Source organism: Micromonospora sp. NPDC005710 (assembly GCF_040630995.1).
In the GTDB taxonomy this organism is placed as follows: Bacteria; Actinomycetota; Actinomycetes; order Mycobacteriales; family Micromonosporaceae; genus Micromonospora.
In genome coordinates, this window is record NZ_JBEXYP010000002.1 from 13190 (window position 1) to 37994 (window position 24805).

Genomic DNA, 24805 nt, shown 5'->3' on the forward strand with positions numbered 1-24805 from the left:
GGGCTCGCAAACCCGGCTCACTCCTCGCGCTCACAGCGCTGCTTCCGTTCGCGACTGCGGGGCTCGCAAACCCGGCTCACTCCTCGCGCTCACAGCGCTGCTTCCGTTCGCGACTGCGGGGCTCGCAAACCCGGCTCACTCCTCGCGCTCACAGCTGCTCCCCCAGGTAGGCCTCTTGCACTGTGGGATTGGCCATCACCGTTTCCGGGGTGTCGCAGGCCAGCAGCGCGCCGTGGTGCATGACGGCGATGCGGTCGGCCAGTTCCAGGATGACGTCCATGTGGTGTTCGACCATCAGCACCGCCCGGCCGCTGTCGCCGGTCAACGACTTGATCACGGCGACCAGCTCCGGCACGTCCTCGGCGCTGACCCCGGCCATCGGCTCGTCCAGCAGCATCACCCGTGGTTCACCGGCGAGCAGGAGAGCGATCTCCAGCTTGCGCTTCTCGCCGTGGGCCAGGGTGCCGGCGAGGGCCGTACCCCGGTGGGCGAGGCCGACCCGGTCGAGCGCCGCGTCGGCGGCGGCGGCGACCTCACGGTCGGCCGCCGCCCGCCGCCACAACGCCATCGAACCCCCGCGGTGCGCCTGAACGGCGAGCCGGACGTTCTCCCGCACGCTCAGCGAGCCGAAGACCGAGGACGCCTGGAAGGTACGGCCCAGACCGAGGCGCGCCCGCCGGTGCGGCGGCAGCTCCCCGATGTCCTGCCCGTCCAGGACGACCCGACCCTCGGTGGCCCGGCGCAGGCCGGTGATCAGGTTGAACAGTGAGGTCTTACCGGCGCCGTTCGGCCCGATGACGCCCAGGAACTCCCCGGGTGCCAGGTCGAGGTAGACGCTGTCGACGATGGCGACCTCACCGATCCGCCAGGTCAGACCGCGGGTGGCGAGCATGGTCAGCCCTTCATGGCCACGGCCGGCGGCGCGGTCTCGTCACCGGTGAGGCTCTTCTGCGCGGTAGCGGTGAACGCGGTGCCGCTGCCGGTCAGCTTGGCCTGGAACATCGGCTGGAGCAGCGCGTGGTCGGCGGCCCGGATGGTCATCTTGCCCTTGACCCCGTCGAAGCTCCAGCCCTCCAGGGCGGTGACCATCTTGTCGACGTCGTCCCCACCCTCCTGCGCGGCGCGAACCACCATCTGCGCGGCGGCGAAGCCGTCCGGGTGGAACAGGTCGATGGTGTTGACCTTCGCCTTGAGCGCCTTGCTGGCCTCGGTGTCGCTGGCTCCGTCGAAGTAGTGCGACAGGAAGGAGATCTTCGCGCCGGCAGCACCGAAGGTCGGCCACGAGGCGCGGATGTCCAGGCCGGTGACGACGGTGGTGGACGACAGGACACCCTGCTGGTCGAGGGTCTGCCACATGGCCGGGGCGGTCGTGCCCGCCCACGCCACGAAGAGCAGGTCCGGCTTGGCGGCCTTGATCTGGCTGGCGAACGGGGTGAACTCGGTGGCACTGGCCGGGGCCCGGACACTGCTCACCGTCGCGCCCGCGCTGCCGATGACGGCCTTGACGGCCGCCTCGTTGGCGTCGCCGAACGCGCCGTCCTGGGCGAAGACCACCACCTTCTTGCCGGTCGGGTCACCGATGAACGACTTGGCGGTAACGACATCCTGGTAGGACTGCCGGCCCGAGCGGAAGGTGTACTTGTTCGCGCCGGTCACCGCGTCAGTGGCGGCCGGGCCAGAGATGAACAGGACCTTGTTCTGCGCGGCGATCGGCGCGACCTGGAGCGCCACACCGGAGGCGGTGGAACCGGCGATGATCTTCGTGCCCTTGCCGATCAGGTCCTTCGCCGCGGAGACCGCCTTGGCCGGGTCGCCGGCGTCGTCGACCTCGGTCAGCTCGATCTTCCGGTCACCGACCTTGCCGGTGCCCTGGGTGGCGAAGTCGAGCCCCGCCTTGAACCCCTCGATGTACTGCTTTCCGTAGCTGGCCAGTGCTCCCGACTGGGAGTACACCAGGCCGACCTTGACCGGCGCGGCGTTGTCGCCGCCGCCGGTGGCGGTGTCCTGCGGGCTGCCACAGGCCGTGGCGGCCAACGCCGCGGCCATCATCGTGGCGGCGGAGAGGAACGCCCGCCGCGTCGTCCGGACCGTCATTGCGACTCCACATGAGGACTCAGAGGGAGATAACTTCTTCGTGACGGCTCACGCTAGAAGTGACGTCACCCACGAGCTATGTGGCGGAAACACACAAGTAACAGGATTGAGGTGGCCGAGGGTTACAACGGGCCGCACTACCAGCCGGGCAGCCCTGCCCTCGATGGCCCGAACCCCCACGGACCACCCGAGCCGTGTGTCGTCCCACGCCATCCGCCCGGCTCCGGTCAGCCCGGCCGTAGGACGCACGCCGCCGACCACCCCGCAGCCCCATCTCAGGTGCTGCCGAGCTGGCCCGCCGTCCGGGTGGCGGACGACGGGCCAGCGTGTGGGCCGGGCGTGGTCGGCCCGGTGGTCGGCCCGGAACGGATCAGCTCCGGGCCGAGGTCAGCTCGGCGAGACCCGCCACCGACTCGCGGGGTCAGCGGCCGGCGAGGGCGGCCACGGCGGTGTCCGGGTGGTCGCTGAAGACACCGTCGAGGCCCAGGCCGAGGAACAGTTCGTACTCGGAGGTGATGTCGCCGCGGGCGTTCGGGTCGGTGCCGATCCGGAAGTCCACCGGGAGGAACTGGTTCTCGGCGCGGAACGTCCAGGAGTGCACGAGCAAGTGCTCGCGGTGGGCGTCGCGGACCACTGTGGTCGGGGCGAGCAGGGCACCGGCGGCGTTCCGGGGGACGATCAGGTTCTTGTTCGCGCCGATGCCGTCGGCGTACCCGGCGATCCACTTCAGCCCGGCCGCCGTGGCCAGGTCCTGGTAGGTGCGGGCGTCACCGGCGGCGGTGAAGTCGTACGGGCGGCCGGTCGCGTCGAGCAGTTGGACGAGCTTCACGTCGGTGAGCCGGCTCAGGCGACGCAGGTTGGCCGTCTCGAACGACTGGATGAAGACCGGGGAGTTCTTCCGGTCCAGCCGGTTCTGCCGCAGGACCCGGAGCAGCGGCTCCTCCAACGGCAGGTTGATCGAGGCGAAGTAGCTCGGGTGCTTGGTCTCCGGGTAGATGCCGATGGTGCGGCCCCGTGCCCGCCCCTCGGTGCGGGCCAGGTCGATGACTTCCTGGAGGGTGGGCACCTCGAAGCGGCCGTCGAAGGCGGTGTTCGCCACGCGTACCTGCGGCAACCGTTCCTTGGCCCGCAGCGTCTTCAGCTCGGCGACTGTGAAGTCCTCGGTGAACCACCCGGTCACCGCGACACCGTCGATGGTCTTCGTCGCCCTGCGGGACGCGAACTCCGGGTGGGTCGACACGTCGGTGGTGCCGGAGATCTCGTTCTCGTGGCGGGCGACGAGCACGCCGTCGGAGGTGGAGACCAGGTCCGGCTCGATGTAGTCGGCACCCATCCGGATCGCCAACCGGTACGCCTCGAGCGTGTGCTCCGGGCGGTAGCCGCTGGCGCCCCGGTGACCGATCACGATGGGTCGGTCGTTGGCCCGGGAGTGCTCGGCGTTCGTGGCCGGTTCGGCGGCCGCGAGTGTCGGCAGGGCCACGGCGGCGGCGAGCAGAGCGCCGGTCACGCCGAGGGTCGAGAGGGTACGTCGCAACGCCGTCTCCTGTCATCGATTGGTCCGGGTAAGCAGATCGCCCGTGATTGGCCAGGAGTTGGTCGATGGCTGACCGACAGATGAATCTCCGGAACGCCCGTTCCCACCCGAGGGTCGTGGGCGGCCAGGAAGATTGTGTGGTGCGCCGGTTCTTCCGCAATCCCGTGCGGCTGGTGCCGTTCGCGTTCCTGGTGCCGATCCTGCTCGGGACCGGGTTGCTCATGGCGCGTTGGGCGACTGTCGAGCACGAACACCCGCCAGTGGTCACCGCGCTCTTCACCGCGACCTCGGCCGTGTCGGTGACCGGCATGGCCATCACCGACACGCCGAACTACTGGTCGGATGCAGGACTGGTGGTGATCACCCTGCTCACGCAGCTCGGTGGCCTCGGCATCCTCAGCGTCGCGGCGTTGGTCATCCTGGTGGTCTCCAGCCAGCTCGGGCTGCGCAACCGGTTGCTGGTGCAGGCCGAGACGGGCGAGTTCGGCATCGGGGACGTGGGCCGCCTTCTCCGTCGGATCGCGCTCACCGTCTTCGTCTGCGAGGCGGCGATGACAGTGCTGGTCGCCGGCCGGCTCTGGCTGACGTACGACTATCCGCTCGGGCAGGCCCTCTGGTCGGGCGTCTTCCACGCCGTTCAGGCGTTCAACAATGGTGGCTTCGCGCTCTACACCGACGGTCTGTTGGCCTTCAGTAGGGACCCGTGGGTGTCGCTACCGCTGGCTCTCGGGGCGATCATCGGCGGTCTCGGTTTTCCCGCGCTGTTCGAGGCGGTCCGCGAGTGGCGTCAGCCGCGGCGTTGGGCGGTGGCAACGAAGTTGACCATCTGGGGCAGCGCGGCGCTGCTGCTTGTCGGCTTCGCCGGCCTTCTCGCCGCCGAGTGGACGAACTCGGGCACCATCGGCCCGTACGACGTACCCGGAAAGATCCTCGCGTCGTTCACGCAGATCGCGCTGAGCCGCACCGGCGGCTTCAGCGTCCTGAACATCGCCGATCTTCAGGAGGAGAGCTATCCCCTGCTGATCGTGCTGATGTTCATCGGTGGCGGCAGTGCCAGCACGGCCGGTGGCATCAAGGTCTCCACGTTCTTCCTGCTGGCGTTCACCATCTGGGCGGAGTTGCGGGGCGAGCCCGACGTGACGATCGGGCACCGGCGGGTGGCCACCGCCAGTCAGCGGCAGGCGGTCACCGTGGCGCTGCTCAGCGTCGCGCTGGTGATGGTCGGCACCATGCTGTTGCTGCTGCTCACCGAGGGCGTCCGCTTCGTCGCGGCCCTGTTCGAGATCACCTCGGCGTTCAGCACCACCGGTCTGACCATCGGTCTGGCCGCCGAACTGCCGGCCGGCGGCCAACTGGCGCTGACCGTGCTGATGTTCATCGGCCGGGTCGGGACGCTCACCCTGGGGTCGGCGATCGCCCTGAACACGCGACGGCGGCTCTACCGCTATCCCCAGGAGCAACCAATTGTCGGCTAGGGCGTGTTTCGGACGTGTCGGCCGGCCCGCACGTCGGAGACGCGCCAGTGGAAGCAGGGAGGGTCGACGTGTCGGCTGGACGGGCGGACAGCGGCGGCATCGTGGTGATCGGGTTGGGTCGATTCGGTTGTCATCTGGCCGGGTCGCTGACCCGGATGAACCGCGAGGTGTTGGCCATCGACCGCAGCCCGGAGAAGGTGCAGCGCTGGTCGGCGCAGCTCGACCGGGTGGTGCAGGCCGACGCGACCGAGGAGGGGGCGCTGCGGCAACTGGGCATCACCAGTTTCGGACGGGCGGTGGTGGCCATCGGGGCTTCGGTGGAGGCGAGTGTGCTCACCGTGTTGGCGCTCGTCGAGCTGGGTGTGCCCCAGATCTGGGCGCGGGCCACCTCGGAGAAGCACGCCAAGATCCTCGCGTCGGTGGGCGCGCATCACGTGATCTTCCCGGAGGCGGAGACCGGGGACCGGGTCGCGCACCTCATCGTGAGCCGGTTGCTCGACTTCATCGAGTTCGACGACGACTTCGCCATCGCCACCGTCCGGGTGCCGGAGTCCCTGGTCGGGCACACACTGCTCGCCCTGCGACCCGAGGAGCGCTTCGGGGTGCGCGTGATCGGCGCCAAACTGCCCGGAGAACGCTTCCGCTACGCGTCCGACGACACCGCGCTTCCCCAGGGTGGGGTGCTCATCGTCGAGGGTGGGATCGACCAGGTGCAGCGATTCGCGGGCATGCGCTGACCGCTGTGGCCCGCCTACTTCTTACGGTGACCACCAGGTCCCTTGGTCACCTTTCCGCTTTTCCCGGACCACCGCCGGCGGCCTTGGGCTTCGCCGGAGGCTTGGGAGGCTTCGGCGGCTTGGCCTTCGACGCGCCACTGCCCGCGCCGGAGCCGCCGCGTGCCGTCGCCTTCTTCGGCGGGGCCTTCACTGTGGCGGCCTTGGGCGGCGGGGCCGTGGACGGCACACTGCCGGCCACCCCGGACACCCGGACCCCGCACGTCGCCTCGCCGAGCCGGAACTCGACAGGCAACTGGTTCGCCCCGCTGTACCTACCGGTGAGGGTCACCTTCTCGGCCGCACCGGGGGCCAGCGTGGTGCGCTGGGCAGCCGGCCGGACGAGCACCGTGCTCCCCTGCTGGTGCACCGGCGCGGGCTCCGCCTTGGTCACCTTCTGCTGGCCGGGGAAGGTGAAGCTCATCGTCCAGTCCCGCAGCTCACGGGCACCGGTGTTGGTCAGTGTCAGCTCGGCGGCGAACTCGGTGCCCGAGTCGGAGCGCAGCGCGTACGCCACCTCGCAGGGCGCCGCCGCCGGCAGACCCATCCGAGCCTCGGTCGTCGGCCGGTCACCGCCGCTGGCCGGGCTGCGGGAGGTGAACCCCCACATCACGCCGGTGACGGCGATCAGCCCGACGGCGGCCACCCCGGCCTCCACCCGCCGACGCCGGGTCACCCGCTGCAGCGCCTGACGGTCCCGGTTGCGGGTCCGCGACAACGACGGCATCGCGTCGGTCGCCGCCGACCAGGGCAGGATCGTGGTACGCGCACTGCCGAGCATCGCCGCGTCCAGGGGCCCGCCGGCCGGGGAGACAGGCACCGCCGCGAGCATGCCGGCCGCCTCGGCCAGCGTCCGGGTCAGCTCGGCGGTGGCTGGCCGGTCAGCCGGCCGCTTGGCCAGGCACCGTTCGACCAGCTCGGCGACCCCGTCGGGCAGCCCTGGCACGGTGGGCATCGGCGCCGGGTCGTTGTACATGTGGGCGCGCAGCATCTGGGTTGTCGTGCTGGCCTGCCACGGCAGTCGGCCGGTGAGCATCCGGTAGAGCAGCAGCCCGACGGCGTACACGTCGGTGGCCGGGGAGACCTGGCCGTTGTCGAGCCGCTCCGGGGCGAGGTACGCGGGGGTGCCCAGCAAGGCGCCGTCCGGCCCCTTCTCGCTCTCGCCGACGAGCGCGGAGATGCCGAAGTCGACCACCTTGACCCCGGTCGAGGTGAGCATGACGTTTCCGGGGGTGACGTCGCGGTGCACCACACCTCTGGCGTGCGCGGTGGCCAACGCCGAGCTGACCTCGGCGCCAATGGTCACCGCCTCCCGCCACGGCAGTTGGCTCTCCCGTCCCAACCGGCTGGCCAGCGAGGCACCGTCGACAAGCTCCATCACGACGTACGGCACGGTCAGCCCGACCTGCTCGGACTCGCCGTAGTCGTACACGTTGGTGATGTTGGGGTGGCAGAGCCGTGCGGCGGCCTGCGCCTCGATCCGGATGCGGTGGCGGAAGGCCCGGTCGCTCGCCAGCCGGGAGGCCAACACCTTCACCGCGACCTGGCGGCCGAGCACCTCGTCGTAGCCACGCCAGACCACTGACATGCCACCCGCGCCGAGCTGCTCGATGAGCCGGTACCGCTCATCGAGCAGCTGCGCGCCGTTTCGGTCCCCACCGCCCATGGTGACCGTTGTTGCCCAGGATCAACCGTGCTACACCTGGAGGATCGGAATCGGTCACGATTGTCACCCGTTCAGGCGGTGGCCAGCAGTTGGTCCACCGGCGCGTAGTCGTCGGTCAACACGATCGCCGTACCGACGAAGTCCGTCAGCGCCTCCCCGGAGAGCAGGCTGACCTTCGGGTCCACCTCGACCAGCCGGGCCCGAACGGCCTCCAGCGGCAGCGGCGCGTCGGAGCCGACGATGAGGAAGTTGGAGCCCCGCTCCTCGGCGAGCGCCTCCGGCGGCGCGATCAACGCGACGTGCCGGAACTCGGCTGCCACCGTGGCCAGCTCGGCGCGGATGAACCGCAGCGGCGGGTAGTCGATGACGTTCTGCACGTACACGCCGCCGGGCCGGGTCACCCGTCGGACGTCGGCGGCCATCTCCCGGGTGGCCAGGTGCCAGGGCACCACCAGGTGCCCGAACGCGTCACCGACCACCAGGTCACGGCTGTCGGTCGGCTCCCCGGCCACCAGCATCCGGGCGTCACCCACCACCGCTCGAAGGTCCGGCCCCGGCCGTACGCCCAGCTCCTGCTCGCCCAGCTCGACGAGCCCGCCGTCGATCTCGAACACCAGGTTGTCGGTGCCCGGACGGGTGGCGGTCAGGTAACGAGGCACTGTGAACCCACCGCCGCCCAGGTGCAGCGCGTCCACGCGCCGGCCGGCCGGCGCGGCGACGTCGGCGACAGCGCCGATCCACTTCGTGTACGCGTACTCCAGGTACTTCGGGTCGGCGAGGTCCACGTACGAGTGCTGCGCGGAGTTGAGCAGCAGCGTCCGCCCGGTGGGCCGGGACGGGTCCGAGGTGACCCGGGCGCAGTGGTACGCCGTCTCGATGTCGCACGGGTTGGGCGCGACTGTGGTCAGCCCCGCCCCGGCCAGGCCGAGCACGGCGAGCGCGGCCCGGGCCCGGGCCGGACCGGGCAGCTCGGTGGGCTCCTGCCGGCGCAGGTGCCACCCGAGGCCGAGGCCGACGAGCCCGAGCGCGACCGCCAGGGCCAGCAGGATGACTGTGGTGCGCAGGGCTGCGACCAGCACGAACCCGGTGAGCAGGGTTGCCGTGATGCCGCCCAGGGTGCCGATCCCGGAGAGGCGACCGACCACCTGCCCGGTGCGGCGCAGGTCGGCGAGTTGGAGTTTCACCACCAGCGGGGTGACGGCGGCCAACAGTGCGGCGGGCACGAACACCGCGAGCGCGACGAGCAGCAGGATGCCGCTGGCCGCGCCGCCGCGCAGCACCTCACCGGCGTACCTGACGACGGGCAGGGTGACAGCGGTGGCGATGCCGGCCAGCACCAGCGCCGGTGCCAGCAGACCGCGTGGGTTGCGTCGGTCGGCCAGCCAGCCGCCGAACCACGCCCCGTACGCGATGGCGGCCAGCGCGATGCCGATCACCGAGCTGGTCACCTGGAGGGTCACCCCGACGTAGGGGCCGACCAGGCGCAGGGCGACGGTCTCCAGCACCAGCACGGCACCGCTGGAGAAGAAGACCAGGAAGGCGGCCAGGCCGTTGGGCAGCGCCCGGCCGGTGACCGGCAGGGGCGGGGCCGGTGGGGCCGGCAGGGCCGCTACGTCGGACGGTGGGGAGCTCATCGTCGGGATGGTACGCAGCGAAGCTGGTGCTTCGGGTCAGTACATCGAGAGATGAACATGGTTCGTGTGGGATGCGGCCGGGCTGCCACTGCCACTGTACGAGCGCCACCCGGTGCCGGGGTGCCAGATCTGCCGGTACCAGATCACGTAGAGCACGCCCAGGCGGTCGGCGTTGCGCACGTGCCAGGCGGCCAGGCTGTCCCCGTACGCCTTGTCACCGCCCGTCGCGTTCTTGTCCTCGAAGCCGTTTGTGGCGGCCGAGAAGTCGCAGGCCCGGCCCTTCGGGTGCTCACCGCCGCCGCCGCTGCGCTTGCAGGAGACGTGCCGCTTGTAGCCGGCCGCCTGGGTCTGCTTGAGCGCGTTGAGGGTGCGCGGGGTGATGCACCCGGAGGTGGTCGGGTCCTTCACCGAGCAGGATTCCGACGGCCAGGAACCGTCCGAGTTACGCGGGGCCGGCTTGGCCGAGGTGGAGTTGCCACCGCTGAACCCGTTGCTGCTGCCGGAGCTGACCTCGGCGAGCGCCGCCTCGGCTTCCTTCTTCTTCTTCGCCATCACGGCGAGTTGCTTCTGCTGCTCGCGGACCTCGGCGTCGATGGCGACCTTGGCCTGCTGCGCCTGCTCCCGGGCCTCGGTGAGGTCCCGCAGCCGCTTGCTGTCCCGCTGGGCCATCAGGTCGAGGTCGCCGGCACGTTGCAGGAACGCCTCCGGCGTGGCGGTGTTGAGCAGCATCGACGCCGCGCTCAACCGACCCAGCCGGTACGACTGGGCGGCCACCTCGCCGACCTGGGCGGTGAGGCCGACCAGCCGGCCCTCCAGGTTGGTCAGCTCGCCGGTCAGCGCTGTCTGACGACGCTTGGAATTGTCCAGTTTGGCCTTGGCCTCGATGTGCCCCTTGGCGGTCAGCTCCAGTGCGTCCTGCAGCTTCTTGCTGCCCCCCTCGCCCGGCTCCGCGTACGCGGGCGCGGCGGCACCACCGAGCATCAGCGCGACGGCGGCGAGCACCGAGAACAGGGTGCGGCGACCGAGCCGCGGGCTGAGCGTGGTCATGGGCACGAAAGCGTCCTTCCGTCGACCGCCGGCCCCCGATGAACATCGCACTTCGGCGCCGGTCGGCGGCCTGCTGGCGGAGACCGCCGGTCACGATACCGGACTGCGGGCCGGTGACCAGCCCCCTGACCCTCGGGCCGCCCCGATGTCGACGGAGCGTCCCAACCCGGTCGCGCAGCGCGCTGATCAGGTGCTGAGCAGAGCGTCGCGCACCTCGGCCCAGGTCTGCTCGTTGGCGGCGACGAGCAGACCGCTCCCGTCGTCGGAGGGGTGGTAGTCGACGCCGTCGAACCGGCGGGCGACACCACCGGCGGCCCGGACCAGCAGAGTGCCCGGGGCGTGGTCCCAGGGCAGGGTGCGCCAGAAGAGCACGAACTGCTGCTCGCCGGTGAGGATGTCCAGGTACTCCCGACCGGCGCAGTGCTGGCCGGGCAGCAGCTCACCGAGCCGCCGACCGCCGGCGCGGACCCGGTCGCGGGTCTCCGGCGGCAGGAACTTGGTCATCGCCGCGCCGCGCAGCTCGCCGAGCGGTGGCACCGAACCGGCGCTGGCCACCGGACGACCGTTGAGCAGGGTGCCCTCGTCGGCCGAGCCGGCGGCGAGCGTGTCGGCGAGTGGGTCGAGGATCCAACCGGCGGTCGGCCGCCCATCGGTCAGCAGCGCCACCATCAGGGCGAACGGCCGGCGACCGGCGGCGAAGTTGGCGGTGCCGTCGACCGGGTCGACAAGCCAGACGTCCCCGCCGTCGCGCAGGTGCCGCAGCAACCCCGGATCGTCGGCGACACCCTCCTCGCCGACGACCACCGAGCCCGGCCGCAGCCGTCGCAGCCCCGCGGAGAGCAGGTCCTCGGCGCGGCGGTCGGCGACGGTGACCACCTCGCCGGGTGCCTTCTCCGACACGTCGTCGTCGTCGAGTTTGCGGAACAGTGGCAGCACGACCTGCTCGGCGGCCTCCCAGAGCAGGCCGCCGACGTCGTCCAGCAGGGTGTCAGCCACGCGGCGGCAGCTTAACCACGCTGACGAAGAACTCGTCAATCTGACGGACGACCGAGATGAATCGGTCGAAGTCCACCGGCTTGGTGACGTAGGCGTTGGCGTGCAGCTGGTAGCTGCGCAGAATGTCCTCGTCGGCCTGTGAGGTGGTGAGCACCACGACCGGGATGCGGCGCAGTTTCTCGTCCTTCTTGATCTCTTCGAGCACTTCTCGGCCGTCGCGCCGGGGCAGGTTCAGGTCGAGCAGGATCAGGTCGGGTGCCACCGCGTCGACGTACTGGCCCTCCCGCCGCAGGTAGGCGAGCGCCTCCGCCCCGTCGGAGACGACAGTCAGCCGGTTACGCAGCTTGTGCTCCTCGAACGCCTCCTGGGTCATCAGCACGTCACCCGGGTCGTCCTCGACGAGCAGGACCTCGATCGGGCTCTTGCCATCCGCCGGCGCGGTCATCCCACCGTCTCCCTCATGTCACCCGTTCTACCGCTTTCCGGGCCCTCGTCGGCCCGGTCCGGCTGGTCCGACCCGTCGGTCTGCTCCGCCCGCGCCCCCGGCGCCCCGGTCGAGGGCGTCGGGTCGTCAGTGGTCGGGGTGTTCGGCTCCCCCGCTGCCTCGGCCGCGGCAGCCGCCTCGACGTCGGTGGGGAGCGCCGGCAGGGTGAACCGGATCGCGGTGCCCTCCGGCACGTCGGTGTCCACCCAGACGCGACCGCCGTGGTACTCGACGATCTTCTTGACGATCGCCAGCCCGATGCCGGTGCCCGGGTACGCGTCCTTCGAGTGCAGCCGCTGGAAGATCACGAAGATCTTGTCGGCGAACTCCGGCTCGATCCCGATGCCGTTGTCCTGGCAGGTGATCTCCCACTCGGCGCCCACCAACCGGGCCGAGACGTGCACCTTCGGCGCTACGTCCGGACGGCGGAACTTGATCGAGTTGCTGACCAGGTTGGCGAGCAGGTTGGTGAGCAGCGGTTCCTCACCCGAGATCACCGGCAGCTCGGTCCAGGTCAACTCGGCGTCCGCGTACTGTCGGGCGGCCTCGGTCTGGCCGGCCACGTCGCCCATCACCTTGTTCAGGTCGACCTCGACGAAGCCGGTGGTTAGCCGCCCGATCCGGGAGAACGCGAGCAGGTCGTTGATCAGGCGCTGCATCCGTTGCGCGCCGTCCACGGCGAAGGCGATGTACTGGTCGGCCCGCTCGTCGAGCTGCCCCGCGTAGCGGCGCTGGAGCAGCTGGCAGAAACTGGCCACCTTGCGCAGCGGCTCCTGCAGGTCGTGCGAGGCCACGTACGCGAACTGCTCCAGGTCACGGTTGGACCGGGTCAGCTCCTCGGCCTGCTTCTGGAGCTGACTGTTGACCCACTCGATGCGCTCGCGGGCACCCCGGACCTCGGCCAGGTCGGCGGCGATCTTCTGCCGCATCGCGTCCACGTCCTCGCCGAGCCGGATGAACTCCGGCGGGCCGACGGTGGCGATGCGGTGCTGGTAGTCGCCCTCGGCGACCTCGCGGACCTGGTTGGCCAGGCCGGTCAGTGGCCGGACCACCATCCGGTCCAGCGAGAGCAGGAGCACCGCACCGGCCACGACCACCACCAGGGCGGCGACGATGAGCAGCACGACGAGCACGTTGCTGCTGCTGCGGACGTCGGCGGCGGCCTTCTCCCGGGCAACCAGGATCTCCCGCTGGAGGTCACCGACCGCCGAGCGGAGCTGGTCGAACTGCTGCCGAGCCTGGTCCGTGATCAGTGCCTGGCCCGCGCGGGTGCCGCTCTGCTCGGTGGTGGCGATCACCGGCTCGGCCACTGTCTTCCGCCAGTTCGCGGCGCGTTCCTCGACGATCCGCATCTCCTGGCCGATCTGCGGATAGTCGTCGAGCAGCGCCCGCATCGAGGCGACGACGCTCTGCTCCTGCGCGAGCCCGTCCCGGTACGGGCCCAGGTCGGCCGGTTTGCCGCTGACCGCGTACCCGCGGATCGCCGTCTCCTGGTCGAGCAGCGCGTTGAGCAGCTCCTGCGACTGGACCCGCAGCGGGCCGGTCTGGTTCAGGACCGCGTCGATCTGGGTGCGGTTGCGGGTGGCCATCGCCGCTTCCGCGACGGCCAGGCTGATCAGCAACACCCCCACGACGGTGAGCAGGGTGATCACCCGGCGGCGCAGACTCCAGCCGCCGACCACCGGCTTCACCGGCCACCACCCCGGCTGACCAGCAGCATGGCCACGTCGTCGGCGAGCGGGCCACCGTTGAGCCGCTCGGCACGCCCGACCAGCCAGGCCGGCAGCTCGGGCAGGGACACCGAGCGGTTGGCGGGCTCGTCCAGCAACCCGCTGAGGCCCGGCACGTCGAGCCGTTCGTTGCCGGCACCCACCCGCCCCTCGATCAGGCCGTCGGTGTACATCAGCAGGGACCAGTCATCGGTGTCGAACTCCAGGTCGTAGGCGATCGGCCGGCGCGGTCGTACGCCCAGCAGCAGGCCGCCGGGAGCGGGCACCGGGGTGACCCGGCCGCCGGAGAGCAGCAGTGGTGGCGGGTGCCCGGCCAGCCGGACGGTGGCCCGGTTGGCGGCCAGGTCCAGTCTGACGGTGGCCACCGTCGCGAAGATCTCCTGGAGGCGGCGCTCACTCATCAGCACCTGCTCCAGGGCGGGCAGCACCTCGTCGTCCGGCACCCGGGCGAGCACGAGGGCCCGCCAGGCCACCCGCAGCTCGACCCCGAGCGCGGCCTCGTCCACCCCGTGCCCGCAGACGTCGCCGACGATCAGGTCGAGGCGGTCCGGATGCGTCTGCACCACGTCGAAGAAGTCCCCGCCGATCAACGCGGCGTGCCGGCCGGGCCGGTAGAAGGTGTTCACCGCCACCTGGTCGGTGGTCATCAGCGGTTGGGGCAGCAGGCCGCGTTCGAGTCGGGCCGACTCGGCCTGGCGCAGCTCGACCTCGCGCAGCAGGCGAGCGTTCTCGTCGGCGCGCTTACGCTCCACCGCGTAGCGCAGCGCCCGGGTCAGCAGCACCCCGTCGACCTGGCCCTTGACCAGGTAGTCCTGGGCACCCTCGGCGACCGCCACCACGCCCAGGTGCTCGTCGGTGCGGCCGGTCAGCACGCAGACCGCCGCGCCGCTGGACATCTCCAGCAACTGGCGGAGCCCGTCCAGCCCCTGCGCGTCGGGCAGGCCCAGGTCGAGCAGGACGCAGTCGACGTCGGTGATCCGCTGCCGGGCCTCCCGGAGGCTCGTGGCGACCTGAAGATCGATCATCGAGTTGGTCTCGGCGAGCAGTTCACCGACCAGGAAGGCGTCGCCCTCGTCGTCCTCCACCAGCAGCACGCGCAGCCGCTCACCCGGTGGCAGGTTGGCGTGCCGCGCCAACCCTCCGTGCGGGTACGGCACGACTGGGGAACCGGCCGAGCCGGCCCCCCGGTGCGGCCGGGTCACCGCCGCGAGACGCGGGAGTTCGCTGGTGATGTCGGGCTCCTTCCGAGTGCCCTGCTGATCCTGTATTAGACAACGGTCGCACACAACACGATGCCTCCGGCGCGGGCGGGGATGGGGCGCATCACTGCCCCGGCCGCTGACAAACCGGGCGGCTGATGGACGCCTGACGTACCGGCCATCCCCTGCGCGACCGCCGACGGGCAGGATGATCCCACCCCAGGCCCCACCACCCCCGAGGAGTTCCCGTGGGCGCACCCCCCACCCCGGCCACGACGGGCACGCCGCCCCGTCCGATCCCGGGCGTACCCCCTGCCGAGCGCGCGCTGACCCGGCCGCGTCGGCGGCTCGTGGCCGCCGCGGCGGCGCTGGTCGCGCTGGCCGCGGTCGGCGCCGGCAGCCTCCTCGACCTGCGCACCCCGGCCCCGAAGCCGGCCGACGCGCCGACTGGCGCGTTCAGCGCCGGCCGGGCGTACGAGGACGTGCAGGTGATCGCCGCCCGGTCGCACGTCGCCGGCAGCCCGGCCAACGAGCAGGTCCGCGCGCACCTTGAGCAGCAGTTGCGAGGGCTGGGCCTGGAGACCGAGGTGCAGGACACCGTGGCCCCGGAGGCCGGTCAGCTCAGCGGGGCGGCGGGCGGGGCGACTGTGGCCCGGGTCCGCAACGTGGTGGCCCGGATGCCCGGCACCGACTCGACGGGGCGGGTCTTCCTGGTCGCCCACTACGACTCGGTCCAGACCGGGCCGGGCGGCAACGACGACGCGGCCGGAACGTCGACGATCCTGGAGGTGGCCCGCGCGCTGACCACCGGCCCCCGGCCCCGCAACGACATCGTCTTCGTGCTCACCGACGCCGAGGAGGCGTGCCTCTGCGGCGCGGCGGCGTTCGCCACCAGCCACCCGCTGGCCGCCGACGGCGGCGTGGTGCTCAACCTGGAGGCGCGGGGCTCCACCGGCCCGGTGATCATGTTCGAGACGTCCCGGAACAACGCGAAACTGGTGGACATCTTCGGTCGGGCCGCCCCCCACCCGGTCGGCACCTCGTTCGCCGTGGAGATCTACCGCGCGCTGCCCAACGACACCGACTTCACCGCCTTCCTCGATCAGAAGTTCGTCGGGTTGAACTCGGCTTACATCGACGGCGGGGCGATCTACCACACGCCGTTGGACACTCCGGCCGCCATGGACCGGGGCAGCCTCCAGCAGCACGGGGACAACGCGTTGGGGCTGGCCCGGGAGTTCGGTCGCACCGACCTGACCGACCTGCGCTCCGGGCACGACGCCACCTACTTTCCCGTCCCCGGCGGGCTGGTGCGCTACCCGGGCTGGCTCACCCTGCCGTTGGCCCTGCTCGCGGTGGCACTGGTCGCCGCCCTGGCCTGGGCGACCCGCCGCAGCGGCCGGGCCGGCACCGGCCGGCTGGCCGCCGGATTCGCGCTGGCCCTGGTGCCGATCATCGCCGCGCCGGTCGCCGCCCAACTGCTCTGGCTGGCCATCACCACGATCCGACCGGGGTACGCGGAACTGCTCGACCCGTACCGGCCGATCTGGTACCGGCTGGCCGTCCTGGCGCTCGCCACCGCCATCCTGTTCGCCTGGTACGCGCTCACCCGCCGCCGGGTCGGCCCGGCCGCGCTCGCCGTCGGCGGGCTGGCCTGGCTGGCTCTGCTCGGGGTGCTGCTTGCCGTGGCGGTGCCGGGTGGGGCGTACCTCACCACACTGCCGGCGCTGGCCGGCGCCATCGGCGGGCTTGTCGCACTGCGTACCCGGCTGACCGGGCCGTGGCCGGTGGTGGCGGTGACGGCCGCCGCGGCCGTCGGTGTGGTGATCCTCCTGCCGACTGTGGTGCTGCTCTTCCCCGCGCTGGGGATGGCGATGGGCGGCGTGGCCGCGCTGGTCGCGGTGCTGCTCGGCCTGGTCGCGCTGCCGGTGGTCGACCTGCTGCACCCGCAGGCCGGCGGCCAGCGTGGCCTGCTCGTGCTGCGGGCCCGGCGGCTCGCGGTGCTGCCGGCCGGTGCCGCCGCCGTGGCGGCGGTGGTGCTCGCCGGCGTCGGGCTGGCCGTGGACCGGTTCGACGCCGCCCACCCCGCCCCCACCCACCTGATGTACGCCATGGACGCCGGCACCGGCCAGGCCCGTTGGCTCAGTCACGAGACCGACCCGCAGGCGTGGACGGGCGGTTACGTGGACGGGGTCACCGACGTCGGCGACGACTTCCCTGGGCTCGGCGACGGCGAGCTGCGGGCCGGCCCCGCGCCCTCGGCGAACCTGCCGGCGCCGAAGCTGGAGGTGGTGTCCGACGCGACGGCTGGTGGCGAGCGCACGTTGCGGCTGCGGCTCACCCCGCAGCGGGCGGTCCGACTGGCCACCCTGCACGTCGACACCTCGACGGCCACCGTGCTGCGCGCCGACGTGGCGGGGCGGTCGGTGCCGGTGGAGCCCCGCGCCGGGAAGTGGGGCTTCGGGCTGGTGTTCCACGCCCCGCCCGCCGAGGGTGTGGAGGTCACGTTGACGGTGCGCCCGATCGCCGGGCAGGTCACGTTGCGGGTGATGGACGCCAGCGACGGGTTGGACGCGCTGCCCGGCTTCCGGCCCCGGCCGCCGGCCGTCGGCATCGTCGGGTCGCACAGCTCGGAGATGCTGGCGGTCGCCCGCACCTATCCCCTCTGACGGTTGGCGGTGGTCCGGCGAGTATTCGTCGCCGGGCCACCGCCTCCGGTCAGCCCACCGGTTCGGGCTGGCCGGCACCGATCCGGTGCCAGCGATTGCCGTCGTGGTCGGTGAAGGTGAGGTCCACCAGAACGGTGTCGGCAGTGCGGAGCCGGTGGTCCGCCCCGACGGTGACGAAGAGTTCGTGCTTATCGCGGCCGGGAATCCGACGGACCTGTTTCGCGCCGGCCAACCCGATCGGCGGGGCGTCCGGATCGTCGGGCGGAACGAGTCGCGCCAGCACCACCACGTCCAGCACCGGGGCGTCACTCTCGTTGGCCACCGTGAGCCGCAGCACCGAAGTGCCGCGGATCTCGGCCACCGCCGAGACCAACCGGGCCTGGGTGGCCCGGACCCGCAGATCGTCGTTACGACGGGCGCGAATCTCCCGCCGCAGTCCGAGATAGACGAAGAGCACGCTGGCGATGGAGCCGACCGCACCGAACCAGTCCGGCACGCTCCCCCAGTCGACAACGTCCTGGATCTGCGACCAGTTCATAGGTCCATCGTGGAGGTACGTGTCGAGCGCCGAGCACGCGGATCGGCCGGAGTCAGCAGCGAAGTGGGAATTCCGGCACCGATTCCGGTCGGTCGGGCGGCCTAAACGGAGAGTGTGCAACCCAGTACGGCGGTGGATACGCTTGCTGTCGACATGGTGCGGGTGGCAATCCCTCCGACTGTCCATCAGATGGACAGGAATTTTCGCCGCCGGCCCATTGCGAATTCGCCACCAAAGGGGGACCGCATTGACTGCGGACGTTCCACCCGAGGATGCCGGCGTGCCCCGGCCTGCGTACGACCGGCCGAGTCGTGTCTCAGTCGACCCTCCGCTCGGGCGACTGGACAGCCCCTTGCACGGGCGTGACGACCTGATCGACGAGATCGTCCGGCCGGAGGCTGCCGGGGGCCGGCCCTCGGTGCACATCCTGTGTGGCATGGGCGGCTCCGGCAAGAGCCACGTCGCGTTGGAGATCGCCCGCCGGGCCCGGGCCGGCGGCCGGACGGTCTGGTGGGTGCAGGCCGGGCGGCTCAACTCCGGGATGCGGGAGGTGGTCAGCCAGCTCGGCGCGTCGGAGACCCAGGTCGACCAGGCCTGGGCCGGGATGATCAGCGCCACCGACCTGGTGTGGCGCTACCTCAACCAGGCGGCGCAGCCCTGGCTGTTGATCTTTGACAGTGCGGACGAGCCCGCCAGCCTGGGCCCCACCGACGGGGTGCTCGCCGACGGCACCGGCTGGCTGCGCAGCCCGGAAGCCGACGACGGCATGGTCATCGTGACCAGCCGGGACGGCAACCGGGCCACCTGGGGCACCTGGTCGACGCTGCACCAGGTGCGTCCCCTCGGCGCCGACGCCGGCGCCCAGGTGCTGATCGACCGGGCCGGCGCGCAGGCCGGCGGGCTGGCCGACGCCCGGGAACTCGCCCGTGAGCTGGGCGGGCTGCCCCTCGCCCTGCGTGCTGCCGGCAACTACCTGCGGTCGGTGAACGCCAGCCCGGTCTGGCGCGGCTCGTCCACCATCACCACCTTCGCCGACTATCAGACGGCAGTGCAGCGCCGGTTCCGCTCGCCGCGCGACGCCTCCGACGTCGACCTCGACGAGTCCCTCGGTCTGGAGATCGTCCGCGAGGTCGACGACATCTCCCTCGACCTGCTGGCCCGCCGCCAGCTCCAACAGAGCCGACCACTGCTCAACGTGCTGGCCTGCCTGAGCATCTCCCCGGTGCCCTACGAGGTGGTGCTCAAGCCCGCCATCCTGGCCGAGTCGCCACTCTTCAAGGGGCTCACCGGCCGGCAACGGGTGCGGGTGCTGGAAGGCATCGGCAACCTTGCCCTCGTCGACTTTGACGTCCAGGAGGAGGTGAGCGACCCGGCGTTCGCGCACGTGCTCTCGCTGCACCCGCTGGTCCACGCGATGTTCCGCGACCGCGACGAGGTGCGTGAGCAGATCGCCGAATACCACGCGCTGGTGATGAAGCTGCTGCTTTCCGCCACCGAGGGGCAGAGCCCGGACGACTCGGCGGCCTGGACCAACTGGGACGTGCTGGTGCCACACCTGGTCGAGGCCGTGCGGGAATACCTCGTGCCGCAGAAACACAAGCACGACCCCGAGACGGTACGCCGCGCACTGGAGCTGACCCGGCTCACCGCCCGCTACCTCATCGCTGTCGGTCTACCCGGCTCGGCCTTCGACATCCTCGACCCCATCGTGCGCGGCTGCGCCGCGTACGACCACGACCTGGACCGGCCGCAGGTGCTGGCGCTGCGCCACGAGCTGGGGCGTACCTGGCTGGAACGCAACCAGCCGGAGATGGCCGACCGGGTGCTCCGCGAGGTGATCGCGGACCGCACCAGGGTGCTGGGCAGCGACGACGCCGACACCCTGGCCAGCCGGCACAAGCTCACCAAGGCGATCATGGCGCAGCGCCAGTGGCCGGAGGCCGAGCTGGAACTGCGGCAGATCGTCGCCGCCGAGGATCAGGTACGCGGCCCGGAACACTGGGACACCATGATCGTGCGGCACAGCCTGGCCCTGGCTGTGCTCGCCCAGCAGCGGGCACCCGAGGCCGAGGAGATGCTCAACGCCATCCTGGAGGTCCGCTACCGGTTGTGGCCGCTCAACCAACCCGAGACCTGGCAGGCCCGGCACACGCTGGCCCGCTGTATGCAGGCTCAGGGCCGGTTCGCCGAGGCCGAGGCCGAGTTGCGGGCCACCCTGGCCACAGTGGAACCCCGGCACGCGGACCGCAGCGAGGTGCTCGCGATCCGGTTCACACTGGGCCTGGTGCTGCTGCTGGAGGAGCAGGTCGACGCGGCGATCGAGGTGTACGAGCACCTGCTCGCCGACCGCCGTCGACTCCTCGGCGACACCCACCTGGACACCCTCCAGGTGGAGCACGCGTTGCGCCGACTACGTGACGGCGCCTGAACGGTAGGCGCCGGCACGGCCGATCAGTGCGGCGCGGCCGGGCCCAGGTCACTCGGGTCGGTGTTGCCACCACAGATGATCACGGCTACCCGTTCCCCCGGCTGCGGCACGTACGCGCCGCCGACGAGCGCGGCCAGCGCCGCAGCGCCACCCAACTCGGCGGCCACCCGCAGCTCCGACCAGAGCAACCGGCGCGCCCGCACCAGGTCCTCGTCGCGGACCAGCACCGACACCACCTCGGTGCGGCGGGCGGTGTCGAAGGCGATGTCGCCGATCCGCCGGGCACCCAACGAATCGGTGGCGATGCCACCCACCTCGATGTCGACCGGCCGGCCCGCCTTGAGGGCCGAGTGCAGGGTGGGGATCCGCTCGGGTTCCACAGCGACGACGCGTACCGAACCGCCGAACCAACTGGCGACACCGGACACCAACCCGCCGCCGCCGACCGCCACCAGCACGGTGTCGATCCCGTTCACCTGCCGCTCCAGCTCACGGCCGACGGTGCCCTGACCGGCCACCACCTCCGGCTGGTCGTACGCGTGCACCACCAACGCGCCCGTCTCCCCGGCCCGCTGGGTGCTCGCCGCCAACGCCTCGGCGTAGTGCTGACCGACCTGGCGCACCTGGGCACCCAACCCGGCCAGCCGCTGCACCTTCACCGGCGAGGCGGTGACCGGCACGAAGACCTCCGCCGGCACGCCCAGCGACCGGGCCGCGTACGCGACGGCGAGGCCGTGGTTGCCACCCGAGGCGGCGATCACCCCGGCCGAGGGCAGGGCCCCCTGGAGCATCCGGTTGAACGCGCCACGCGGCTTGAACGAGCCGGTGTGCTGGTGCAGCTCCAACTTGAGGCTGAGCTGCCCGGGAACACCCAGATCGGCACCGTCGACGGCGATGACCGGGGTTTCCCGGACCCGTCCCTCGACGAGGGCCGCGGCAGCCTCGACGTCGCTTCTGTCCACCATGGGGAAACGCCCTTCACTACGACCAGAGGGCCAGTCGACCATCGTCGGTGAGCCCTACGAAACATCCTATGGAGATCCGTCGGCCATCCGACGCCTGACGCACCGTGTGATAGTGCCGCGGATCGAACAGGATGCCCTCCCCAAGGGCGGGTCGCAGCGTCAACGACTGCGTGTCCGCGGCCACCGCCTCCTGGAAGCCATACCCGCCGGGGATCCGCAGCGGCTCGTCGCCGGGCTGCCAGCGCCGCCGCCACAGCACTGTCTCCCCACCGGCCGGCGGCACCCGGACGTAGATGTTGAACGCCAACTGCGCCACCACCTCGCCGTCGAGCAGTCGACCCGCGTACTCCCGGACCGCGTCGTCGAAGTGCACCTGGAGCCCCGCGTTGATCTCACGGACGATGCCGACGTGCATCTCGCGACCCTGCCGCCGGCCGGGCGCGACGTCCGGCCAAGCGCCTCGGAACGCGGCCAGGCACAGGTCCCGGGGCGAGTCCGCCAGGCCGAGCGTCGACCAGCTCTTGTCGGCGGCGCGGGCCGCGTCCCAGTAGTCCTCGCGGAGTTCACCGGCGGCCCGGTGATCGTTGATGGCCGGGCCGAACTTGGCGACGACGGGAAAGACCCGGCTCTCGTCGTAGCGGTCCATCGGCGCGTTGGCGAGGGCGGCGGTGATCGCCTGACAGCGGGCCGCGGAGAGCAACCCCGGCACCCGGACGGCGGCCAGCCGCCCCGCGATGAGCCCGGCGACATCCGCCCGGGTGATCGACTCTGATTCGACGGCGACGAACAAGGGATCTGTCCTACTCGAATGCTGCACGGCGGTCCTCCCGTAACGAAGATCCCTCACCGGACTTGTCGCGCCCCCCCGACCCGCGCACAGTGCAATGTACAAACCGCAAGCAAGACGAGGTATTCGTAGTTCCGGGCCGCGTGGCACGCCCACCGCTACCATCGGCGCAACCGGGGTACGCGACACCGAACCGTACGGCGGAAGCTTTCCGCCGATCGGGGAATGGTGACGATTCTCGGCGTGACGCATGATGCGACTAGTTCGAACGCTGACAAGGAGTTCGAGATGGCAGGCGCCGGCCCGACGGATCTTGACATGCACGTCGACCGCCTGGAAATGGCGCGTCGAATAGCCCGGGAAATGATCGAGTCCGACCATCAGGCACTGGAGCTCGCCGTCCGGCAGCGTCCACAGTGCTGGTCCCGACGCCCCGCCGGCCACGGCACCCGCGCGGACGTCCTCGCGGGCTGACGCCCCACACACCGACCCCCGCCGCCCCGACAGCGCTGCTAGCCTGACGCGTCGCGACGGCCAGCACGGGGAATGGTGCAGCGTGAAATGCTCGAACTGCGGGATCCAGCTCGACCATGCCGGGCAGGGGCACACCTGCCTCGGCGGTGTCACGCCCCCGCCACAGCCACCTGCGCACTGGCAGGTGGCCCAGTGGGTGCTGGTGACGCTCGCGGTGATCTTCGCAGGGCTCTCGTTGGTACGCGCCGCGATCGCCGCCGACCTGCTGACGCCGCCGAGCGGCGACGTCATCAGCGCCCTGTCGGTCGTCGTACCGCTGGCCCTGTTCGCCGCTTTTCTGACCTGGTCGAATGTCACCAAACGCGTCATCGACGCGCACTCGATCGCCGCGTCGACGGTCCGGCACTGGGCGGTCGGGGCGGGTGGCCTGCTCCTCTTCGTGTCGTACCTGCTGCCGGTGAAGACCCCGACCGCCTTCCACATCGTCCGGGCGGTCGCCGCGATCCTGCTCGGCATCGGGGCTCTGGTCACCCACCGCAGAGCCACGCGCCGGCTCGCTGACCCGGCCACCCCTGCGGGAGACATCCCGCCACGAGACCAGAACGACGCCACCGGTACGGGAATCGCGCCACAGCGAATGGACGAAGCTCGGCCGGGACAGGCGGGGAGCCAGCCGGCCCGGCCGCCGCTGGACATCGAGACGCAGCCGGAGGACTGGAATGCCTCCCTGTGGGATCCCGAGGTTCAGCGGGACATCGAGCGCCGGCGCCGCCAGCAGACGCCCCCCGCCTGACCCACCCCGCAGCACCCCGGGCGGCCCGCGCATCGTTGGACAGCGTCAGGCCGACCACGCCTGGACGATGTCGTCAGGCCCCCAGACCAGGTCCACGGCCCCGGCCGGGAGGTCGGCTCCGGAGCGGCTGACCACGACCAGGCCACTGACCCCGGGCTGAAAACCCGGGATCAGCGGGGCGTGACGCCGCAGCTCGTCGAGATGGTGCCTGTCGAACGGGCCGTCCTGCCACTTGATGGAGCCGGCGAAGGCGATGCGGGAAGCGATCGGGGCGCGATCGGCTCCGACGAGATCGATCTCCGGGTTGGACTGCCGGTTCCACCAGCCGCCGACTTCCCACGTGTCGGTCCAGGGCAAGCCTCCGGCACCGGCTGAGATGGCGAGCGCATCACGGATGATCGGCTCGACGGCGTTGCCCCGCCAGGAGGACCACCGACTGTCGAGCACGGCGCGAGCGGCCGCCGTCCGATCGCGCAGAACCAGTTGATGCACGTCGCGCAGAATCGCCAGATACAGGCGCAGGTTGCTGTCGGCGATCCGGTAGTGGGCCAGCCTGTTGGGCTTGGTGGACAGCGGCTTGTCGACAGCGAGGACCTGTTTGTCCTCGACGAGCCGGTTCAGCAACGGGGACAGGGTGCCGGAGCTGACGGGGCCGCCGCGGTCCCCGGCGGCAGCGGCGATGTTGCTGAACGTGCGGCTACCTGCCCCTCCCACGGCTTCCAAGATGCGCCGGGCAGTGTCCGGGGCGGGAAACTCCGATGCAAGGGACTGTTCGGGAACGGTGAACAACGCGGACGTCTTGTTGGAGATCTCCTGACTCAGGAAATCGGTGGGTGGCGTTCCCGGGGACCACTCCAGGGCGACGCCGGGCAGCCCACCAGTGATCAGGTGCGCATCGATCGCGTCGGTGCCAATCAACCCGGTCACTGCGGCGGTTTCGGCAAGATTGAACGGGCCGAGGACCATGTTCGTGGCCCTGCCGTAGAACGGTCGGTCGTACTCGGTGAACCGCTGCATCATGTGCAGATCGCTGCCGAGCAGGAGCAGGAGCACTGGCTTGCTGGAGATGAGCCGGTCCCAGGCAACCTGGAGGTGCCCGTCGAAGGTCGCGTCCTGCTCGGAGATCCAGGGCAGTTCGTCAAGGACGACCACGCTCGGCGTATCGGGCAGGACACCGGCCAGGACCCGCAGCATGTCTCCCCAGCCACCGGCCGGCGGCTGGGACGGCAGAAGGTCACGACCACCGGAGGTGAGCAGCGACGAGTCGCGCAGCGCACCGAGAAAGTAGCCCACCGCTTCGATGCTCGATGCGCCCTTCACCGCCGTGTAGAAGCAGTACGGCAGATCGACCCGGTCGCACAGCTCCTGCACCAAGCGCGACTTGCCCACCTGTCTGCGACCGCGTAAGGCGACCGAGCGACCCTCGCCGGTGCGTTTCACATGATCAAGCTGCTTGACCAGCAGGTCGAGTTCCAGCCGCCGCCCGACGAACATCGACCCTCCCGAAGCTAGATCCAAT

General features: G+C 71.1%; 20 protein-coding genes. 6 read left to right on the top strand and 14 right to left on the bottom strand.

Going from position 1 to position 24805, the window contains the following annotated elements; translation table 11 throughout:
* Positions 1–148: 148 nt before the first annotated feature.
* The 3 genes from ABZ406_RS02390 to ABZ406_RS02400 form a co-directional block, all read right to left on the bottom strand.
* Positions 149–892: an ABC transporter ATP-binding protein gene (locus tag ABZ406_RS02390; protein WP_357755492.1), complete on the bottom strand. Its 744-nt coding sequence runs from the start codon at positions 890–892 to the stop codon at positions 149–151.
* Between the two features lie 2 nt (positions 893–894).
* Positions 895–2094: a substrate-binding domain-containing protein gene (locus ABZ406_RS02395; protein ID WP_357755493.1), complete on the bottom strand. Its 1200-nt coding sequence runs from the start codon at positions 2092–2094 to the stop codon at positions 895–897.
* A 421-nt stretch (positions 2095–2515) separates the two neighbouring features.
* Positions 2516–3628 (bottom strand): glycerophosphodiester phosphodiesterase, encoded by a 1113-nt coding sequence (locus tag ABZ406_RS02400; RefSeq protein WP_357755494.1) that lies wholly within the window; start codon positions 3626–3628, stop codon positions 2516–2518.
* A gap of 140 nt (positions 3629–3768) precedes the next feature.
* On the opposite strand from ABZ406_RS02400, the gene ABZ406_RS02405 reads away from it, so the two are divergent.
* The gene (locus ABZ406_RS02405; protein ID WP_357755902.1) at positions 3769–5103 is read left to right on the top strand and encodes a potassium transporter TrkG; all 1335 of its coding nucleotides are present in this window, start codon (positions 3769–3771) and stop codon (positions 5101–5103) included.
* A gap of 104 nt (positions 5104–5207) precedes the next feature.
* Positions 5208–5840 carry a TrkA family potassium uptake protein gene (locus ABZ406_RS02410; protein ID WP_357755903.1) on the top strand — a complete coding sequence of 211 codons (633 nt, stop codon included), beginning with the start codon at positions 5208–5210 and terminating at the stop codon, positions 5838–5840.
* Positions 5841–5886: 46 nt separating this feature from the next.
* On the opposite strand, the gene ABZ406_RS02415 is transcribed toward ABZ406_RS02410, so the two are convergent.
* The 7 genes from ABZ406_RS02415 to ABZ406_RS02445 all read right to left on the bottom strand — a co-directional run bounded on the left by ABZ406_RS02415 (position 5887) and on the right by ABZ406_RS02445 (position 14590).
* Positions 5887–7542, bottom strand: coding sequence for a serine/threonine-protein kinase (locus ABZ406_RS02415; protein ID WP_357755495.1), 1656 nt, complete (start codon positions 7540–7542; stop codon positions 5887–5889).
* Positions 7543–7613: 71 nt separating this feature from the next.
* Positions 7614–9176: a fused MFS/spermidine synthase gene (locus tag ABZ406_RS02420; protein ID WP_357755497.1), complete on the bottom strand. Its 1563-nt coding sequence runs from the start codon at positions 9174–9176 to the stop codon at positions 7614–7616.
* A 36-nt stretch (positions 9177–9212) separates the two neighbouring features.
* Positions 9213–10223, bottom strand: a complete 1011-nt coding sequence (locus tag ABZ406_RS02425) for a hypothetical protein (RefSeq protein WP_357755904.1) — start codon at positions 10221–10223, stop codon at positions 9213–9215.
* 186 nt (positions 10224–10409) lie between these two features.
* Positions 10410–11219, bottom strand: a complete 810-nt coding sequence (locus ABZ406_RS02430) for an inositol monophosphatase (RefSeq protein WP_357755498.1) — start codon at positions 11217–11219, stop codon at positions 10410–10412.
* Positions 11212–11664: a response regulator gene (locus ABZ406_RS02435; RefSeq protein ID WP_357755499.1), complete on the bottom strand. Its 453-nt coding sequence runs from the start codon at positions 11662–11664 to the stop codon at positions 11212–11214. The genes ABZ406_RS02430 and ABZ406_RS02435 overlap by 8 nt, the downstream gene beginning before the upstream one ends.
* Positions 11661–13394, bottom strand: a complete 1734-nt coding sequence (locus ABZ406_RS02440; RefSeq protein WP_357755500.1) for an ATP-binding protein — start codon at positions 13392–13394, stop codon at positions 11661–11663. The genes ABZ406_RS02435 and ABZ406_RS02440 overlap by 4 nt, the downstream gene beginning before the upstream one ends.
* A complete protein-coding gene (locus tag ABZ406_RS02445) occupies positions 13391–14590 on the bottom strand; it encodes a fused response regulator/phosphatase (protein ID WP_357755501.1) in 1200 nt (399 codons plus the stop codon). The genes ABZ406_RS02440 and ABZ406_RS02445 overlap by 4 nt, the downstream gene beginning before the upstream one ends.
* Positions 14591–14928: 338 nt before the next feature.
* Between ABZ406_RS02445 and ABZ406_RS02450 the strand changes: the two genes are divergently transcribed.
* Positions 14929–17301, top strand: a complete 2373-nt coding sequence (locus ABZ406_RS02450) for a M28 family peptidase (RefSeq protein ID WP_357755905.1) — start codon at positions 14929–14931, stop codon at positions 17299–17301.
* A 49-nt stretch (positions 17302–17350) separates the two neighbouring features.
* Here the strand turns inward: ABZ406_RS02450 and ABZ406_RS02455 are convergent, their stop codons facing one another.
* Entirely contained in the window at positions 17351–17839 is a 489-nt protein-coding gene (locus ABZ406_RS02455) for a hypothetical protein (protein WP_357755502.1), read from the bottom strand.
* Positions 17840–18191: 352 nt separating this feature from the next.
* Between ABZ406_RS02455 and ABZ406_RS02460 the strand changes: the two genes are divergently transcribed.
* Entirely contained in the window at positions 18192–20267 is a 2076-nt protein-coding gene (locus ABZ406_RS02460; RefSeq protein WP_357755503.1) for a tetratricopeptide repeat protein, read from the top strand.
* 23 nt (positions 20268–20290) lie between these two features.
* Here ABZ406_RS02460 and ABZ406_RS02465 read toward each other — a convergent pair whose 3' ends face one another.
* Together ABZ406_RS02465 and ABZ406_RS02470 are read right to left on the bottom strand one after the other, a co-directional pair.
* Positions 20291–21232, bottom strand: coding sequence for a threonine/serine dehydratase (locus ABZ406_RS02465; RefSeq protein WP_357755504.1), 942 nt, complete (start codon positions 21230–21232; stop codon positions 20291–20293).
* 16 nt (positions 21233–21248) lie between these two features.
* Positions 21249–22022, bottom strand: coding sequence for a proline hydroxylase (locus ABZ406_RS02470; RefSeq protein WP_357755505.1), 774 nt, complete (start codon positions 22020–22022; stop codon positions 21249–21251).
* 222 nt (positions 22023–22244) lie between these two features.
* Between ABZ406_RS02470 and ABZ406_RS02475 the strand changes: the two genes are divergently transcribed.
* Together ABZ406_RS02475 and ABZ406_RS02480 are read left to right on the top strand one after the other, a co-directional pair.
* The gene (locus ABZ406_RS02475) at positions 22245–22493 is read left to right on the top strand and encodes a hypothetical protein (protein ID WP_357755506.1); all 249 of its coding nucleotides are present in this window, start codon (positions 22245–22247) and stop codon (positions 22491–22493) included.
* An 82-nt stretch (positions 22494–22575) separates the two neighbouring features.
* The gene (locus tag ABZ406_RS02480; RefSeq protein ID WP_357755507.1) at positions 22576–23286 is read left to right on the top strand and encodes a hypothetical protein; all 711 of its coding nucleotides are present in this window, start codon (positions 22576–22578) and stop codon (positions 23284–23286) included.
* Between the two features lie 45 nt (positions 23287–23331).
* On the opposite strand, the gene ABZ406_RS02485 is transcribed toward ABZ406_RS02480, so the two are convergent.
* Positions 23332–24780, bottom strand: a complete 1449-nt coding sequence (locus ABZ406_RS02485) for an ATP-binding protein (protein ID WP_357755508.1) — start codon at positions 24778–24780, stop codon at positions 23332–23334.
* Positions 24781–24805 lie beyond the last annotated feature (25 nt).

Coding starts and splice junctions, on each gene's coding strand:
- ABZ406_RS02475 (WP_357755506.1), top strand. CDS start 22,245: ATGGTGACGATTCTCGGCGTGACGCATGATGCGACTAGTTCGAACGCT.
- ABZ406_RS02415 (WP_357755495.1), bottom strand. CDS start 7,542: ATGGGCGGTGGGGACCGAAACGGCGCGCAGCTGCTCGATGAGCGGTAC.
- ABZ406_RS02395 (WP_357755493.1), bottom strand. CDS start 2,094: ATGACGGTCCGGACGACGCGGCGGGCGTTCCTCTCCGCCGCCACGATG.
- ABZ406_RS02425 (WP_357755904.1), bottom strand. CDS start 10,223: ATGACCACGCTCAGCCCGCGGCTCGGTCGCCGCACCCTGTTCTCGGTG.
- ABZ406_RS02455 (WP_357755502.1), bottom strand. CDS start 17,839: ATGAACTGGTCGCAGATCCAGGACGTTGTCGACTGGGGGAGCGTGCCG.
- ABZ406_RS02465 (WP_357755504.1), bottom strand. CDS start 21,232: ATGGTGGACAGAAGCGACGTCGAGGCTGCCGCGGCCCTCGTCGAGGGA.
- ABZ406_RS02435 (WP_357755499.1), bottom strand. CDS start 11,664: ATGACCGCGCCGGCGGATGGCAAGAGCCCGATCGAGGTCCTGCTCGTC.
- ABZ406_RS02390 (WP_357755492.1), bottom strand. CDS start 892: ATGCTCGCCACCCGCGGTCTGACCTGGCGGATCGGTGAGGTCGCCATC.
- ABZ406_RS02420 (WP_357755497.1), bottom strand. CDS start 9,176: ATGAGCTCCCCACCGTCCGACGTAGCGGCCCTGCCGGCCCCACCGGCC.
- ABZ406_RS02485 (WP_357755508.1), bottom strand. CDS start 24,780: ATGTTCGTCGGGCGGCGGCTGGAACTCGACCTGCTGGTCAAGCAGCTT.